The organism is Marivirga arenosa (genome assembly GCF_030503875.2).
In the GTDB taxonomy this organism is placed as follows: domain Bacteria; phylum Bacteroidota; class Bacteroidia; order Cytophagales; family Cyclobacteriaceae; genus Marivirga; species Marivirga arenosa.
In genome coordinates, this window is sequence record NZ_CP129968.2 from 2,911,756 (window position 1) to 2,927,753 (window position 15,998).

Genomic DNA, 15,998 nt, shown 5'->3' on the forward strand with positions numbered 1-15,998 from the left:
GTATCTTGACCAGTTAATTACCGTAGGCATAGAAAAACTTTAATTTGAAAGACTACAATAGATTATTAGACGATATATTAAACACAGTAAATTCTGTAAAACATCCTGGTTCGGTTGCTTCCTATATACCAGAATTAGCTAAAATAGATCCTGATAAATTTGGTATATCCTTACAATTTGTGAATGGGGAAACCTATAATGCTGGTGATTATAATGAAAGGTTCTCTATTCAAAGTATTTCAAAAGTATTTACTCTGAGCATGGCCATCCAATCCATTGGGGACAAAGTATGGGATAGAGTGGATGTGGAACCTTCAGGTGATCCCTTTAACTCTTTAGTGCAGTTAGAACATGAAGAAGGTATTCCAAGAAATCCATTTATCAACTCAGGGGCCATTGTGATATGTGATATTTTATTCTCGGAATTAGAAAATCCGAAAGAGGAATATTTAAAATTTATCCATGAGCTAAATGGATCCGATAAAATTAAGTACAATGAGTTGATCTACAAATCTGAAAAAAGTAAAGGATATCGAAATATTGCAATGGCAAACTTTATCAAAAGTTTTAAAAATTTAGATAATGACCCTGAAGATGTTTTAGATTTCTATTTTTACACTTGCTCGATCGATATGAGTTGTGTAGAGCTAGCTTGGTGTTTTCAATTGTTTGCCCAACATGGGAAACAAGCTGCAGATGGCACTTTATTTCTTGATCCTAATCAGATCAAAAGAATAAATGCCATAATGCTTACTTGTGGTTTTTATGATGAATCGGGTGAATTTGCTTTCCGCGTTGGCTTACCCGGTAAAAGTGGTGTTGGAGGTGGAATTGTCGCTGTTCATCCAGGAGAATATAGCATAGCTGTATGGAGTCCCAAACTAAACGAGAAAGGGAACTCCGCTAAAGGAATGCATGCTTTAGAGCTTTTTACCACGCATATAGAGAAATCTATCTTTTAGACTTCTTTATCACACTTTTTTTAATCGATAGCTTAAAACGATTGCTCCCACTAATAAGCTCATAAAAAATAAAATCTGTGCTGGAAGACCGAAATACTCAGCAACTAAACCAAAACCTGCAGCAATCAGAGTAAATAAACCTATAAATGTATTCGCTACAGAAACATAAGTAGCTTTGTTTTCACTCGGGGCATAATCTACCAAATACGTTTTTCTGCTAAGTCGTGCCCCACTGTATGCTATTCCGTTAATAAAGAATACTGGAATGAAATAATAAAAGCCCAAATTCCAATCCGATACGAAGTAGAAGAGCAGAGCGTAAATTCCACCTGCTATGGCTATGAAAGAAGAAATTCTCATCAATCGAGTGGATGATTGATCTGCAATTTTTCCCCAGAAGGGACTACTAAGTACGTTAGCTAAACCATTTACAATAATCAAATATCCAAGCAGACTCCAAGTGGTATCATCTATATCTTTCGCAACCAATACATAAAAGGGTTGTAACAAAGGCACCGCCATTAGGAGCGCTCTAGTAAAAAGAAAATTTCTAAAATCCTTTTCATCCTTAATTAAACTCACACCTTCTTTTATTTCCTGAAAAGGATTCCTACCTCCTTCAGTAGCTCCCTTTTCTTCTTTAATGTTAAAAAACAACAAAGATGCAATCAGCCATAAGATAGAGGCAAACAGAAACATATATCCATAAATCGTTTTATCTGCGTTCTCTTGAATGAAGAACACTAATAAAACTCCGGCAATCAAGCTCAAAACCCCACCAAAGGTAGATCTGTAGCTTAACATTTGGCCTCGAGTATTTTTAGGAATCGTTTTACCAATCACATCTTTATAGGCAACAGATGCTACTCCACTCGCAATACTAAATACAGCCAATAAAATAAGAATAATTAGAGGTACAGTATCCTGATTTCCAAAAAATATATGACCTGCTGCCGCTAGCCAGCAAAATGCTTGGACTAAACCACTTATAACCCAAAAGTTCTTTCGAATAGAATATGATCTTATTTTACCTGAAACAGCTAGTTGCGGTAATAGTGAACCGGCATCCTTTATGGGTACCAAAGCTCCTACCATCGCTGATGAAGCTCCAAAAAAATGCATAATCCAAGCCAAAGTAAGATTAGGACTAATGATTTTTTCAGCCAGCTTGGTCAAGGTACCATTTGCAATGTTTAAAGTGAAATTTTTGGGAACATTGGTGCAAGCATCATCAGGAATCGCTCTACAGGCTCTAGGTTCGTCTTCTTCGATTAAATAATCGTAAAATCTTTCATTTAATTCTGCCATACAAAAAATAGAACTTAATTTTGAAAAAATATTTTAATTATGCGCGTAATAGGAGAACTTCCAAACAACTATTGTAAAACTACCTTGTTTCAATGGAATGAAAAATATTTAGTAAAGTTTGAATTAGGTTTGTACGAACAAACTTATAAAATTGACGAATACGAGGTAGCCGATGTGGAAGAACTTAAAAGCTTAATTTCTGATGAATTTATAAAAAAAGTAATGGTTAGATTTGATGAAATGCATAAAGATTGGGGATCTATTGCGTTGGATTGAAATCTGTTTGCTTTATTTCTAAACTTATCTTATTGAAGCCATTAACTAATACAATAGTACCCCCTATGCCTATTGCTCCGCCTGTGTATAGCAAAGCTTCTCCCAGCTGAGGATTTGTACCCAAAAGTTGTCCGCCAATTATTGTTACAGTATAACCTAAAGTAGCGACAAAAATTCCAGTTTTAAGTGTTTTTTTCGCATTATTCAAATTTAACTGGATCGAATTTACTTCATTCTGTATATTAAAAATATGAGATTTTATAGAATCTAATTCTTGTTTAGAAAATTCTTGCGCAAAAGAAAGTGAATTAAAACTAAGTAGAATCGTTAAAATTGTAAAAAAGTACTTCATGCTTATCCTTTTATTGATTAATCCAGTCTTTAAAGTGTCCCACTCGTTCTCTAGCTACTATTAAATCCATATCATCAGATGATTGAACGATTAGTTTCAATCTACCATTATGGTAACTCTTCATTTCAATTAGAGCCTCTAAGTTAATAATGACGGATCTGTTAATCCTATAAAAAATTGAAGGATCTAAAAGTTGATTTTCTAATTCCTCTAAACTGAAATTAACTATGTATTTTTTTGAGGATCCAATTTCTTTAAGATAAACAATTTTATCTTCAGCATAGAAATAAGCAATTTCATCTACCTCTTTAAATAGCATTTTATTGCCTACTTTAGTAAGAAATCGCTTCTTAAACTTTTTACCATTCAACTTTTCGATAACCTGATTAAGAAGTGCATTGTCATTACTCTTGCCTTCTTGACTAACGCATAATTCTTCAAATTTTTCAAATGCGTCAATCAACCTCTTTTCCTGAAGTGGTTTTAAAACGTAGTCAATACAGTAATGATCAAATGATTGTAAGGCATGTTGATCATAAGCTGTTAAAAAAATAATGGGTATTTTTCTATTTTGATTTTCAAATACATCAAAGCAATTACCATCTGCCAAATGAATGTCGCTGATAATTAAATCTATACTTTGATTATTCTGCAGTAATAGTCTTGAATCTTTTATACTCTGTGATGTACCTACTATTTCCCAATTTGGCCGAAATTTATCAATAATTTGTTTTATTCTCTCTTGAGCTAATGGCTCGTCTTCAAAAATTAAAATTTTCATTTTATATTGATTAATGGAACTGATACCTCAAAAAATTCTTCAGTTTTATTTATCGAGATTTGTTCTCCTAAAAACCTATATCTCTCAGAAATGTTTTTTAATCCTATCCCAATAGAATCTATATCTTCTTTTTTTAATTGGATAGTATTTTTAATGAGTAGATGACCATTTTCGCCAGTTATATCTACCTTAACGGGTGCCTCTTGTGTAAAATAGTTATGCTTTACTACATTTTCAATTAGTAATTGAAGAACTACGGGAGGAATAAATAATTTAGATAAATCAGGATTAATATTTAATGAAATGATAAGTGAGTTTTTAAATCTGATTTCAAGAAGTGAAATATAATCTTTAAGAAAATTTAATTCTTGTTCAACTGGAACCAGTTCTTCATTTACGTTTAAAGATATATACCTATACATCGAGGATAGTTTTTGCAGAAAAATGTCTGCTTTTTCTAAATCAGTGTGCATCAATGAGGATAATGCATTAAGATTATTAAAAAGAAAATGCGGATTTAGCTGGTGGTTTAATCTTTCATATTGACTACCAATTGTTGCATTTTTCAATTTCTCAGTTTCCAATTCTTTTTCTCTGAATTTCTTATTGAAAAAATAAATTGCATTAACAGTATTTAAGAATAGGTTTATTCTGGAAGTAAATCCAAATGTCAACATAAAATTTTTCTGAGTCAGAGTAAAGGGGTCCCCTAATGTTAAAGAAGTCAATTCAACCGATAACAGACTAATCAAAACAGTAGCTATTATACTTATCAAAAACTGCTGTAAAAGCGGATGAATACTTTTTATACTCTTGATTAAATAATTCTGAATAAAAAGATTGGCCATCCATACTGAAAAAGATAAACCAAAAATCGTAATGAATAGCAGATGGTAGGGTAGAGCAGCTTGGTATAATCGGTCTCCTTCCAGCACTATAATATTCACGAATGAATATATTGCAAGTAGCGTAATAAAGAGAAACCTTCTTTTGTGCTGAAACATGGCCTTGTAATTAAGAATCTTAAGAGCGTTGTGAATATACTAAAAAAGGGTGAATATGAGTCCACCCTTTTAACAGTATCAATAATTATAAAGTTGGTAATAAAACTCCATCAATTACATGTACTACACCGTTTTCAATTGCTACATCAGCGGTGGTTACATTGAAAGTGTTATTATTAACATCTGTTACCGTTACTCCATCTTCCAAAACATTAACCGTTAAGCTTTCTCCCTGAAGAGTTTCAAATGTATCACCATCTGTTAAATCGTGAGAAAATGCTACCGCAGGAACTACATGAAATTGTAAAACAGCTGCAACTGCTTCAGCTCCTAACTTAGCAATTAAACCATCTAAATCATCTACTTCCTGAGCTGCTAATAAATCAGCAAAAGCAGCGTTGGTTGGAGCAAAAACAGTAATCGCTTCAGCATTGGAAACATCATCATCCAATTCAGCTGCTACCAATGCATCTATCAAAGTAGACAATCCTGCATCAGTTGCAGCATCAACAACAGACGGTAAAGTGATTTCTGGCAATAATACACCATCAATTACATGAACAACACCATTATCTATTGCTACATCAGCAGTAACTACATTATAAACAGTACCATTGAAATCTGTAACGGTTACACCATTTTCCGTAACATTAACAGTTAAAGTACCTCCTTGAAGTGTCTCAAAAGTTGCACCATCTTCTAAATCATGAGAGAATGCAACAGCAGGTACAACATGGAAACCTAACACTGCTTCCAAATTATCAAGACCTCCTAATTCAGCTACTAATTGATCTAATGTGCTTACACCATATGCTTCAAGTGCATCACCAAATGCTTCGTTTGTTGGTGCAAATACTGTAATGGCATCTGAATCTAATAAGGTTTGATCTAAACCTTCTACTGCTCCTATTGCATCAAGTAAGGTGGTAAGTTCTGCAGAAGTTGCTGCTTCAACAACTGTCGGTAATTCAATCTCAGGTAATAGAACACCATCGATAACATGAACCACTCCATTATCAATTGCTACATCAGCTGTAATTACATTAAATGTATTGCCAGCGGCATCCGTCACCGTAACATTAGTACCTGTTCTTGTTACTGTTAAATCCTGCCCTGCTAGAGTAGAGAAGCTTTGTTCTCCTTCTGCTAAATCCTCAGCAAAAGCAGTTGCAGGTACTACATGAAAACCTAATACAGTTTCTAGATTATCGACCCCGCCTAATTCTGCTACTAATTCGTTGAGGGAATTTACACCGTATGCTTCCAATGCATTTCCAAAAGCTTCATTAGTTGGTGCAAATACAGTAATTGCCTCCGCTGCTAGTAGGTTGTCTGCTAATCCATTAACAGCGCCAACTGCGTCTAAAAGCGTTGTTAAACCAGCTTCAGTAGCTGCATCAACTAAATTTGGAAGTTCTTCCTCTGGTTCTTCTGTTTCAGGTAATGTAGGAAGTAAAACTCCATCGATTACATGAACAACTCCATTTTCGATTTCTACATCGGCAGTCTGAACATTTACTGTATTACCAGCTGCATCAGTAACAGTTACTGCACCACCTGATAAATTCACTAAGAGTTCCTGATTAGCTAAAGTAGTGAAAGTATTCTCTCCTTCATTCAAATCTTCAGCAAAAGCAACCGCAGGAACTACGTGAAATCCTAGGACAATCTCAAGGTTTCCTATCCCGCCTATTGCCGCAACCAATTCATTTAAATCCGCTGCATTAAATGCTTCTAATGCCGCAGCAAAGGCAGCGTTTGAAGGTGCAAAGACAGTAATTGCCTCAGCATTCAATAATGTTTGATCCAAACCATCAACAGCGCCAACTGCGTCCAATAATGTAGTTAACCCTGCATCTTGTGCTGCTTCAACTAAATTTGGTGCTGGCGTCATATCATCCTCATCCATCTCATCCTCACATGCGAACCCGATAAACATCAAGGGTATCAAAACGAATAATCTCCATAAATTTCTCATAGTATAATTTTTTTTGTTTGCTTCATAAACAGAAAAAATTATTTGTAGGTACATCCTTTTAGGTTGAATCAGCCTTTATAAAAGATGAAATGTAGAATTAAAAGGACGAAATGTAGAGTACTTATTAATATTGATTACCTTAAATCGATAAAGCCATCAGCATAATTATCACCGATTAAATCTGCTTCATTATTAAATTGGAAATCACTCAGGATTTCAAAATCTATTGTGTTAGGTCCTTTAAACAGTTCTAGCAAATCCAATTCAAAATTTAACTTTGATGTATTTTGGTTTAAAACTAAAGGAGTGTTAAAGGTAAACTCTTGTTTTTTAAGATTCTTTTCAGTTCCGATATGAACTACAACCCCTCTCCTATTTCCTGCTTTATTTTTAAATTCACCATCAATTCTAATAAATTTATAACCAGTAGTCCAGTTCCAGGCCATATTGTTCGAAGGATCCAGATCACCAATTGCCGTACCCGATAGATTTTCCTCACCCTCTACCCCTAAGTAAAACTGGATTGAATTATAAGTGGCCGATGGAATATTTTTTAAGTTTAAAGTGTACTTATTATCGTTTTGAGGCTCAATAAGATGGTAACTTTCTGGAACAGCATAAACTTCTCCATTTGAATTGATCAGTTCAATTTTGCTGATGTACGTTCTCCATAAACGTACTGAAAACTCATTTCCGGCTTCATTTTGGTATAATGATTCATAATTAAAACTCTCTTCATCAGCCATATGGATGAATTCTAAATCTAAATCAGCGGTACTTTCTTCATTTCCACCACAAGCAAAAATGAATAGAGGCAAAATATAAAATAGATAGTTAATTATTTTCATTTTCGAATGGATTAGAAAAGTCAGGATTAGAAATAAAGTCTTCGTCAGTTAGCATATGAAGAAATGCAATTATATCTTCCTTTTCCTGTTCTGTTAAAAACAGTCGTGGTCTTTCACCAGCGTCTTGATTTTCATTGCTTCCTTCAATTATCAAAATATCTAAAGTAGAAGATTGATGGATTCCATTATCGTAATGCTCTATTACCTCTTCAAGCGTTTCAAATCTACCATCATGCATATAAGGAGCTGTTAAAGCAATATTTCGAAGGCTAGGAGTCTTGAAACGACCTTTATCTTTAGGATCACCAGTTACCGCCATTAAGCCTTCATCTATATTTTCATCTGTATCAAGGCCATTATTATGAAAGCCCTGAAAACCATCAATAGCACCAGAAGTTAAGGGCCCCAAATGGCAATCTCCACAGTTCCCTCCTCTCAATTGACCAGGAATAGGATGTGTAAAAAATAATCTTTCACCTCTTTTCTCTGAGGGTGAAGGTTCATACTCTCCCCTCAAATATTGATCGTATTTTGAATTGGAGGAAATTAAAGAACGCTGAAATTGCGCTAAGGCTTTCCCTATTAAATCTTCAGTGATCTCTTCAGCATTAAAAGCTTCCTGAAATAATGTGGTATACCCTTCTTCCTCTAGTTCTTGAATTGCGTGATCAAACGATTCATGCATTTCAATTGGGTTTCGAATAGGCTCAATGGATTGAGATTCTATTTGCTCAAATTTACCATTCCAAGTAAAATGCTCTGCCCACATTAAATTTACCAAGGACATGCTGCTCACTTTTCCATTAACACCATCTATACCAGGACTAGTAGCTAATCCATCGGTAAACGCTTTCTTCTGTTGATGACAGCTGGCACATGACATACTATTATCGCCTGATAACTTCTTTTCATAAAAAAGCATTCTACCTAATTCAAATCCTTTTCGGGTAATAGGGTTATCATCAGGTATTCGATTGCTATAACTCCCAAAATACTCAGGTGGATTTAATTCCCTTTCAGAATTAGGGTCAATATTAGTTTCTTTAGGATTGCAGCCGATTATCAAACCCGTTATAACAATCAAATAAAATATTTTAGTCATTTGGCAATCATGTAATTAAACAATTAATAAACGTTAATTCGGAGTAAAATAGTTTAAAAAATATAACTAATTGCAAAATTGCTTCTCTTCATCGAAACCCCTAACCACTGAAATAAATTCTTTTAAAAAAGCCATTTTTATTAATTAGCTTTCAAAAAAAATAGTACGCATGAAAATTATATTATCAATATTTCTAATTGTAATTACAAGCCAAAGTACAATTGCACAAAATCGTCCACAAGATTTCTTATCCAGTGAATTTCATAAAGAAAGACGGGAAGTATTAAGAGAAAAAATGCCTAAAAATTCTGTTGCTGTTTTCTTTTCTAACCCCATAAGGAACAGAGCGAATGATGTAAATTTCAAATACCATCAAGATCCAAACTTTTATTATTTAACCGGTCATAAACAACCTCATGCCTTATTGATGATATTTAAGGAAGAACAAAATATTAACAATACTTCCTTTGATGAAATCATGTTTGTAAGAGGAAGGAATGCCTTGGCAGAATTGTATGATGGAGGTAGGATTAGTACTGCTGAAGCTGTAAATCAATTGAAATTAACTGCTTCTTTGGAAACACCAGAATTTAAAAACTTCCCAATTGATTTTTCAAAATTTGACCAAGTATTATTTTATGATTTTAAGAATGATGTAAGACAAACTAATGAAGAAGGAGATCTCTATGATTTGATTGAACAGTTTAAGGAAAAAGTCAATTATCCAGATCAAAATAATTTAGACATTACACCTGAACCTCAACAAAACAACTTAAACACTAAGTTGCTAGAAGAATTGTTAAGACCGATGCGCGGTATAAAAACAGAAGAAGAACTTGAATTACTTGAAAAAGCAGTGAAAATCTCTGCACTTGGTCAAGCTGAAGTAATGAAAGCAATTAAACCCGGTATGTCCGAATTAGAGGTTCAAGGCATGCATGAATTTATATTCAAGAAATACAAGGCAGAATATGAAGGATATCCTAGTATTGTAGGCGCAGGTCATAATGGTTGTGTTTTGCATTATATTGAAAATTACAAACCAGAAATTGAAGATGGAGAATTAATCCTTATGGACCTAGGAGCAGAATACCATGGTTATACTGCTGATGTTACCAGAACTATACCTGTAAATGGAAAATTCACAAAAGAACAAAAGGCAATATATGATTTGGTTTATGAGGCTCAAGAAGCTGCCGCTTCAATTGCAAAAGCTGGAGTTCCGTTTTCAGATTTGTATGATACCACTTTGACCATTATCAATAAAGGACTATTAGAACTAGGTATAGTAAAAAGTTTAAAGGAAGAAGATTTAATCGATCCCACTACTGGCAGACATCGTTATTACCCTCACGGCTGCTGCCACCACATCGGTTTGGATGTTCATGATTTAGGAGAATACGGAAAATTAGAAGAAAATATGGTCATAACGATTGAACCAGGAATTTACATACCAGAAGGTAGCCCATGTGATGAAAAATGGTGGGATATTCCGGTTAGGATTGAAGATGATTATCTCATCAAAAAAGAAAGTGCCGAATTATTATCTGATGATGCTCCAAGAAAAAGTGATGAAATTGAAAAACTTATGAAAGAAACTAGTGCCTTTGAGCAGTTTAATTTACCAGAATTGGAAAACAAGTAATCTAATAAACTATTATATACTATTAAGAATTGAATTTATGTATTTTCTTTGTCATTAAATTAAACTTAAAAATCATTTAAATGTACAATATTTTAAAACACGCGCATTCAGGAATAGCCTATTTACTTTTATTAGCTTTGGTCATTGCTCTTGTCTATAATATAATTGGATGGGCAGGAAATAAAGCTTTCACAAAAGGTAATAAAATTGCTGCTTTAATCGGCTTCATTTCAAGTCATCTTCAATTACTATTAGGTTTAATATTATATTTTGTTTCACCTTTAGGTGTATCAAATTTAAGTGGTGAAACCATGAGTGATTCTATGTCAAGACTTTATGCTCTTGAACACCCTCTTACTATGATAATAGCAATTGTTTTAATAACAATCGGGTACTCTAAATCGAAACGAGCTGAGGATGATAAGAGCAAATACAAAAAAATCGTTTTGTTTTATGCAATTGGCTTAATCTTAATATTATCTAGAATACCTTGGTCTGTATGGCCAGCGTAATTAAAACTTTTGCATCCTACTAAAATAACTTTGTAGTCATGCAAGCATTTCAAATTAAAAAGGCTGGGTTTCTAGCCTTTTTTTTGCATTCATTTTTTAAAGGACTGTATAAGAATCGATATTAATAGCATTTCCTGAAATACTTTAATCAAAACGAATAGATATTTAATTATTCAAATATTTTATATTATTTTTCAATACATATCGTAAATTATTTAAGATTAATGAAACTTCAACATTAAACAAAACTTTAAAATAATTGAATCAATGATCTGAAGTAATGAGTAGAACTTTACCACTTTTCCCATTAAATTTGGTAGCGTTTCCTTTTCAAAATTTAAACTTACACATCTTTGAGCCCCGCTACAAGGAATTGATTGCAGATTGTATTGAAAATAACAGCACATTTGCTATCCCTTCTTATGTTAAAAACAAGGTTGAGTATGGGACTGAAATGGAAATTCGGGAAGTAAGCAAGAAATATGATGATGGTAGGTTTGATATCAAAACTAGAGGAATTAGGATTATAAAAGTCCTAAAAATGGATAACCCCTTTAAGGATAAAAAATATGCCGTTGGATCAATAGAAGAAATATCAAATAAAAATAATCCTGATATCATCATGAAAGAAGAAATATTTGAGGCTGTACAAGAAATGTATGATATAGTTGAGGTTGACGAAAGAAAACTTTCAATGGATTTTCAAATATATGATATTGCACATCAAATTGGACTTTCAAAAGATGCTGAATATGAATTGATTCAAATTAATGAGGAGCGACAAAGACAACGTTTCGTTCTAGATCATTTAAAGGTCTTATTACCTAAATTAAGAGATTTGCAAAGATCTAAGGAGTTGATAAAGATGAATGGCCATTTTAGAAAATACAATCCTCCTCAAGAGTTTTAAGCCAAGTACTGCCACTTGGCTTTATTTTTTTATAAATTTCTTGAACACAATTTCATCTTCATTGAGTAAAATTAATTTATAAACACCAATCTCAAGTTTAGATATATCTACTCTACTTTTAAATTTCCCCTTTAGAACTTCTTTACCTTCTATATTTAAAATTTTATAAGCTTGATATTTGTCCGACCTAACCTCTATAATTAAATATGAATTAGCAGGATTAGGATAAACTTTCAAATTATTAGCTGAAGACCGATCATTTGAAGTAATTAAAGTCTCCACTCCCATTAAATTAATAATCTGTTTTTGATCTTTTGAAGAATGAATAATTTGACCAAGAATTTTACCTTGATTGCCGCTTTCTGGTGCGAATCGAACATATACTTTTATTCTAGGTAGGTTACCATATATATCTACAGGTAATTGTATGCTCTTATCATAATTTGATTTCTCAAACAAACTGACTTGAAAATTATCAGTACATTCAATTAATAAATCACTGCTTACGTTTTCAACTTTTAAAGCATAAAATTGAGGTTCGGAATAATCATAAATTTGAACCGATTCAAATTCAATACTGTCAGTTGATTCTATTATTATTTTAGATTCTCTTTTAAGTTCAATTAGATCATTTTCAAATTCAGGGTATAGAAACAGTTGCCTATCTAAGTGCATTAATAATCCTTGGAAATCAAAGTACCCGTAAGGAATTAATTCACCAAGCAACCCCAACTTCTTGGATAAAACAAGCTTTAAAGTATCTCCTGACAGGGCTATTACTTCATAATTTTCATTTTCAAAAAATCCTTCTTCTATAAAATTCAAGCTATCAAGCTTGATTCTCATGAATTCAAATTGTAGAAAATCCTTCTCATGCATATCAATTGCAGCTATTGACGAAGAATCCTGAGAAAGTATGTTAATTGGCTCTTCAATAGTAATTGTGGCTCCATATTTACTTTGAATAAGCGTCCCCACTAATTGAACACTATCACCAAAGGCCAATTGGGGTACTTCAGCTCCTTGAATTAAAATACCATCAGTGCTGTCCTGAACTGCTCTCAATGAATCAAAATGACTGGCTCCTCCAATGACTCTAGCATTAAACTTAACTCTACTCCCCAAATCATAATTTTTAATATTTTTTATAGATTCTGTTTCTAAGGTGGCTTCTTCAGCACTTAAAATTAAATACAACTGATCTGCTCCCTTAGTACTAATTTTCAATGAATCCAGAATCTGATCACCTATGGCGCTCTCAGGAGAAAATCGGACAAAGATTTCTTGATCCTCAATCAAATAATCTGAAAAAAAGATAGTATCGAATGCCTGAGTAAATTCTTCATTTAGAGATAACTCAAAATGTGGTGGGGATATGATTAAAAGACTATCCTGTAAATTTTGTGCACTTAATGTAAATGAACTGGCATTTGAATTATTGGGATAATAAATTAGACCAAAATCATTATTAAAATCAGAGCTATCAATTTCTATAGTTGTCTCTTTAAATTCAATAATGTAATCAGATGACAATACACCATCAGTAAATGTTATAGTAATTTCCTCTTCTTGATTATACTTCAGATTTGATAATAATAGTTTACCATCAATAAGTTCCACATTTGATGTAATAGATAATGTACCACTTCCACCATGACTGATAGTGATAGTTCTATCCATAACATCTAAATTCTCAAAACTATCGAGTGCTGAAATTCCTATACTAAAAGTATCATTTACGTAGTAATGATCGGTAGTTGATTCAATTGATAATTGATCTGCTTGAACATCTAATTGAAAAGAATTTGAGAGTATTTGATTTGAAAGAGTATCTAATAAAAAACTACCTGTTGAATAGACTTCAAATGAGTGCAAAGTAGGAATCGAAAAATCCATTAATAATTCATCCTCAAATATTTCTTCTATCCAAATACTAAGTACTATTTTAGCAGTATCTCCATCAGAAATTTCAAATTGCTGATTTTCAAAATTGAATAGTAAACTATCTTCATATATAACAGTTTGAATGGTCTCTATTTCAGTTCCATCATTAATCAGCTTAGCACCTTTTATAATTTCTGACCAATCCAAAACAGTATTTTCAGGTCCTTTCTCAATTACCACCTTTTCAATTATAGTAGGCAATCCATCTCCACTTCCAAAATCTATAATATTAAACTTAAATACATCTATAGAACTGCTTTCTGATGAATTATTGATAGTGATAATTCCTGATTCTAATGGTTGTTCAGGGTTTTGAATATCACTATCAGAATTGATATTTATATTTGTGTTAACAACTAAAACTTCATCTATTAATGAATAGCAATAAGTATCATCAAAATATTCAAATATTGAAAAGTGATACCCCGTATTAGAATTTAAACCACTAAGATTTACAAAATCTCCTGTCCCACTATATACCACATAATTCCCATTCCCAATTTCATCCGCTAATTCATTGCTTAAATCTGCATCTGCATTATATGTTACACCGTTTTCTGGAATCGCATCTACTGGTTGGGATTCTTTTAGTAATACTAATACCGCATCCCCATTTCCCCTTTGCCAATTTAACTGAATTTGATTTTCACTAATATCTTCTTCCTCAACAGTTAAGAAAATAGCTTGCTCATCAGGAGCAGTGCAAGGCAACATAAAGCTTTGACCCTCATTTATTTGTCCTTTAGTTGCATCACTTGGCTCCAGCCACGAATAATCACCATATTCTACACCATCACCAGTCAATTGTAAAGATTGATTCAATAATGTTGAAGAATTACTCTCTGAAACTCCAACATCAATTGATTCAATATTGTCAGCAGGTCCACCAACCCCTAAAAATGAACCTTCATAGCTTATAAATTGAAGTAATGAGCCATCATATTCCAAAGCAAAGCCATCTGGCCCATTTTGAATTCCTGATATCTCTAAATAAAAAATTGAAAAGCCATTTTCTACATCAGCAGGTGTAAATTCAGTTAAATTATAAGTATTTCCATATGTTTCACCATTGGAACCATTAAAAAGATAAAACTGGAATAAACTCAAATCATAAGAAGACACATCTTTAATCACTATTTCTACAAATTCATTAACATCGGATCCTTCATTATCATAATGAAACTCATTAATCCATGCTGTTTGAGCTAATAAAATCGATTGAAAAAGAAGGAATAAAAGAATGCTTAAAAGGCTAGTTTTGGGGAGTAATTTCATTTAGGTTTTGGTAGTTCTGTACTAAAATCTAAAATTTCATTCTAAATTCATAAAATATCTTGAAATATTTAAGATGTAGATTCAACTGAAAATTCTACTTGTAAAAATTGGGCATAAAAAAAGCATCTGCAATTAACAGATGCTTTTAAATAATTTATAAATAATAATTAAAGAAGACCGTTAGTTTTTCTTACAGCTTCCGCACTTTCATTTAATTTCGCTTTTTCTGCGTCATCTAATTCAATTTCAACAATCTCTTCAATTCCGTTTTTACCAATTATAGCAGGAACACCTATAGAAATATCATTCAATCCATATTCACCTTCTAATAAGCAAGAACAAGGGAACATTTTCTTAGAATCGCAAGCAATAGCTTGAACCATAGCTGAAACTGCAGCACCTGGTGCATACCAAGCAGAAGTACCTAATAATTTCGTTAATGTAGCTCCACCTACTTTAGTTTCCTCTCTTACATAATCCATTTTTTCTTCAGAAATGAATTTTGAAACAGGTACACTATTTCTTGTAGCTAATCTTGTTAATGGAATCATACCTGTATCGCTATGACCACCTATAACCATACCATCAACATCTGATGCAGGACATCCTAAAGCTTCTGCTAATCTATATTTGAAACGAGCTGAATCTAATGCTCCACCCATTCCAATAATTCTATTTTTAGGTAAGTTAGTCGCTTTGTGAGCTAAGTAAGTCATAGTATCCATTGGGTTAGATACTACAATGATTGTTACATTAGGTGAATTTTTAATTAAATTCTCTGCAACCTGCTTAACAATTCCTGCATTAGTTGAGATTAATTCCTCTCTTGTCATACCAGGTTTTCTAGGAATACCTGATGTAATTACTGCAACATCACTATCAGCTGTTTTACTGTAATCGTTGGTAACACCAGTGATTTTAGTGTCAAAACCATTTAAAGAAGCAGTCTGCATCAAATCCATAGCTTTACCTTCAGCAAAACCTTCTTTAATGTCAACTAATACTACTTCTTCAGCAAAATCTTTAATGGCAATGTATTCAGCACAACTTGCACCTACTGCACCAGCTCCTACTACGGTAACTTTCATTTTATTTATTTTA

14 protein-coding genes are annotated in these 15,998 nt (G+C 32.9%); 5 read left to right on the forward strand and 9 right to left on the reverse strand.

Annotated elements, in window-relative coordinates:
- Positions 1-44 precede the first annotated feature (44 nt).
- Positions 45-962: a glutaminase gene (locus QYS47_RS12560; protein ID WP_322346526.1), complete on the forward strand. Its 918-nt coding sequence runs from the start codon at positions 45-47 to the stop codon at positions 960-962.
- A gap of 9 nt (positions 963-971) precedes the next feature.
- Here the strand turns inward: QYS47_RS12560 and QYS47_RS12565 are convergent, their stop codons facing one another.
- The gene (locus QYS47_RS12565) at positions 972-2,270 is read right to left on the reverse strand and encodes an MFS transporter (RefSeq protein WP_322346527.1); all 1,299 of its coding nucleotides are present in this window, start codon (positions 2,268-2,270) and stop codon (positions 972-974) included.
- A 39-nt stretch (positions 2,271-2,309) separates the two neighbouring features.
- Here QYS47_RS12565 and QYS47_RS12570 point away from each other — a divergent pair, with 39 nt between their 5' ends.
- A complete protein-coding gene (locus QYS47_RS12570) occupies positions 2,310-2,546 on the forward strand; it encodes a hypothetical protein (protein WP_308356317.1) in 237 nt (78 codons plus the stop codon).
- Here QYS47_RS12570 and QYS47_RS12575 read toward each other — a convergent pair.
- The 6 genes from QYS47_RS12575 to QYS47_RS12600 form a co-directional block, all read right to left on the reverse strand.
- Positions 2,530-2,898: a hypothetical protein gene (locus QYS47_RS12575; protein ID WP_322346528.1), complete on the reverse strand. Its 369-nt coding sequence runs from the start codon at positions 2,896-2,898 to the stop codon at positions 2,530-2,532. The two genes, QYS47_RS12570 and QYS47_RS12575, sit on opposite strands and share 17 nt — an antisense overlap.
- Before the next feature lie 10 nt (positions 2,899-2,908).
- Positions 2,909-3,679, reverse strand: coding sequence for a LytR/AlgR family response regulator transcription factor (locus QYS47_RS12580; protein ID WP_322346529.1), 771 nt, complete (start codon positions 3,677-3,679; stop codon positions 2,909-2,911).
- Complete coding sequence (locus tag QYS47_RS12585) at positions 3,676-4,683, reverse strand: sensor histidine kinase (protein ID WP_322346530.1); 1,008 nt, start codon at positions 4,681-4,683, stop codon at positions 3,676-3,678. Before QYS47_RS12585 ends, QYS47_RS12580 begins: the two co-directional genes overlap by 4 nt.
- 85 nt (positions 4,684-4,768) lie before the next feature.
- Positions 4,769-6,661 (reverse strand): fasciclin domain-containing protein, encoded by a 1,893-nt coding sequence (locus tag QYS47_RS12590; protein WP_322346531.1) that lies wholly within the window; start codon positions 6,659-6,661, stop codon positions 4,769-4,771.
- Between the two features lie 134 nt (positions 6,662-6,795).
- Positions 6,796-7,509: an MbnP family protein gene (locus QYS47_RS12595; protein ID WP_322346532.1), complete on the reverse strand. Its 714-nt coding sequence runs from the start codon at positions 7,507-7,509 to the stop codon at positions 6,796-6,798.
- A complete protein-coding gene (locus tag QYS47_RS12600) occupies positions 7,496-8,611 on the reverse strand; it encodes a cytochrome-c peroxidase (RefSeq protein ID WP_322346533.1) in 1,116 nt (371 codons plus the stop codon). The genes QYS47_RS12595 and QYS47_RS12600 overlap by 14 nt, the downstream gene beginning before the upstream one ends.
- A gap of 169 nt (positions 8,612-8,780) precedes the next feature.
- Here QYS47_RS12600 and QYS47_RS12605 point away from each other — a divergent pair, with 169 nt between their 5' ends.
- From QYS47_RS12605 to QYS47_RS12615, 3 genes are all read left to right on the forward strand, one after another.
- Positions 8,781-10,256, forward strand: coding sequence for an aminopeptidase P family protein (locus tag QYS47_RS12605; protein ID WP_322346534.1), 1,476 nt, complete (start codon positions 8,781-8,783; stop codon positions 10,254-10,256).
- Positions 10,257-10,336: 80 nt separating this feature from the next.
- A complete protein-coding gene (locus tag QYS47_RS12610; protein WP_302124333.1) occupies positions 10,337-10,768 on the forward strand; it encodes a hypothetical protein in 432 nt (143 codons plus the stop codon).
- 280 nt (positions 10,769-11,048) lie between these two features.
- Entirely contained in the window at positions 11,049-11,678 is a 630-nt protein-coding gene (locus QYS47_RS12615) for an LON peptidase substrate-binding domain-containing protein (RefSeq protein ID WP_322346536.1), read from the forward strand.
- A 21-nt stretch (positions 11,679-11,699) separates the two neighbouring features.
- Here the strand turns inward: QYS47_RS12615 and QYS47_RS12620 are convergent, their stop codons facing one another.
- Together QYS47_RS12620 and mdh are read right to left on the reverse strand one after the other, a co-directional pair.
- Entirely contained in the window at positions 11,700-14,897 is a 3,198-nt protein-coding gene (locus QYS47_RS12620) for a T9SS type A sorting domain-containing protein (RefSeq protein WP_322346537.1), read from the reverse strand.
- 167 nt (positions 14,898-15,064) lie between these two features.
- Entirely contained in the window at positions 15,065-15,985 is a 921-nt protein-coding gene (mdh, locus tag QYS47_RS12625; protein ID WP_302101280.1) for a malate dehydrogenase, read from the reverse strand.
- Positions 15,986-15,998: the final 13 nt, after the last annotated feature.

Bases quoted from the DNA above. Each gene is read 5' to 3' on its own strand.
- QYS47_RS12565 (WP_322346527.1), bottom strand. From the start codon at position 2,270: ATGGCAGAATTAAATGAAAGATTTTACGATTATTTAATCGAAGAAGAC.
- QYS47_RS12590 (WP_322346531.1), bottom strand. From the start codon at position 6,661: ATGAGAAATTTATGGAGATTATTCGTTTTGATACCCTTGATGTTTATC.
- QYS47_RS12610 (WP_302124333.1), top strand. From the start codon at position 10,337: ATGTACAATATTTTAAAACACGCGCATTCAGGAATAGCCTATTTACTT.
- QYS47_RS12570 (WP_308356317.1), top strand. From the start codon at position 2,310: ATGCGCGTAATAGGAGAACTTCCAAACAACTATTGTAAAACTACCTTG.
- QYS47_RS12615 (WP_322346536.1), top strand. From the start codon at position 11,049: ATGAGTAGAACTTTACCACTTTTCCCATTAAATTTGGTAGCGTTTCCT.
- QYS47_RS12575 (WP_322346528.1), bottom strand. From the start codon at position 2,898: ATGAAGTACTTTTTTACAATTTTAACGATTCTACTTAGTTTTAATTCA.
- QYS47_RS12620 (WP_322346537.1), bottom strand. From the start codon at position 14,897: ATGAAATTACTCCCCAAAACTAGCCTTTTAAGCATTCTTTTATTCCTT.
- mdh (WP_302101280.1), bottom strand. From the start codon at position 15,985: ATGAAAGTTACCGTAGTAGGAGCTGGTGCAGTAGGTGCAAGTTGTGCT.
- QYS47_RS12585 (WP_322346530.1), bottom strand. From the start codon at position 4,683: ATGTTTCAGCACAAAAGAAGGTTTCTCTTTATTACGCTACTTGCAATA.
- QYS47_RS12605 (WP_322346534.1), top strand. From the start codon at position 8,781: ATGAAAATTATATTATCAATATTTCTAATTGTAATTACAAGCCAAAGT.
- QYS47_RS12600 (WP_322346533.1), bottom strand. From the start codon at position 8,611: ATGACTAAAATATTTTATTTGATTGTTATAACGGGTTTGATAATCGGC.
- QYS47_RS12580 (WP_322346529.1), bottom strand. From the start codon at position 3,679: ATGAAAATTTTAATTTTTGAAGACGAGCCATTAGCTCAAGAGAGAATA.
- QYS47_RS12595 (WP_322346532.1), bottom strand. From the start codon at position 7,509: ATGAAAATAATTAACTATCTATTTTATATTTTGCCTCTATTCATTTTT.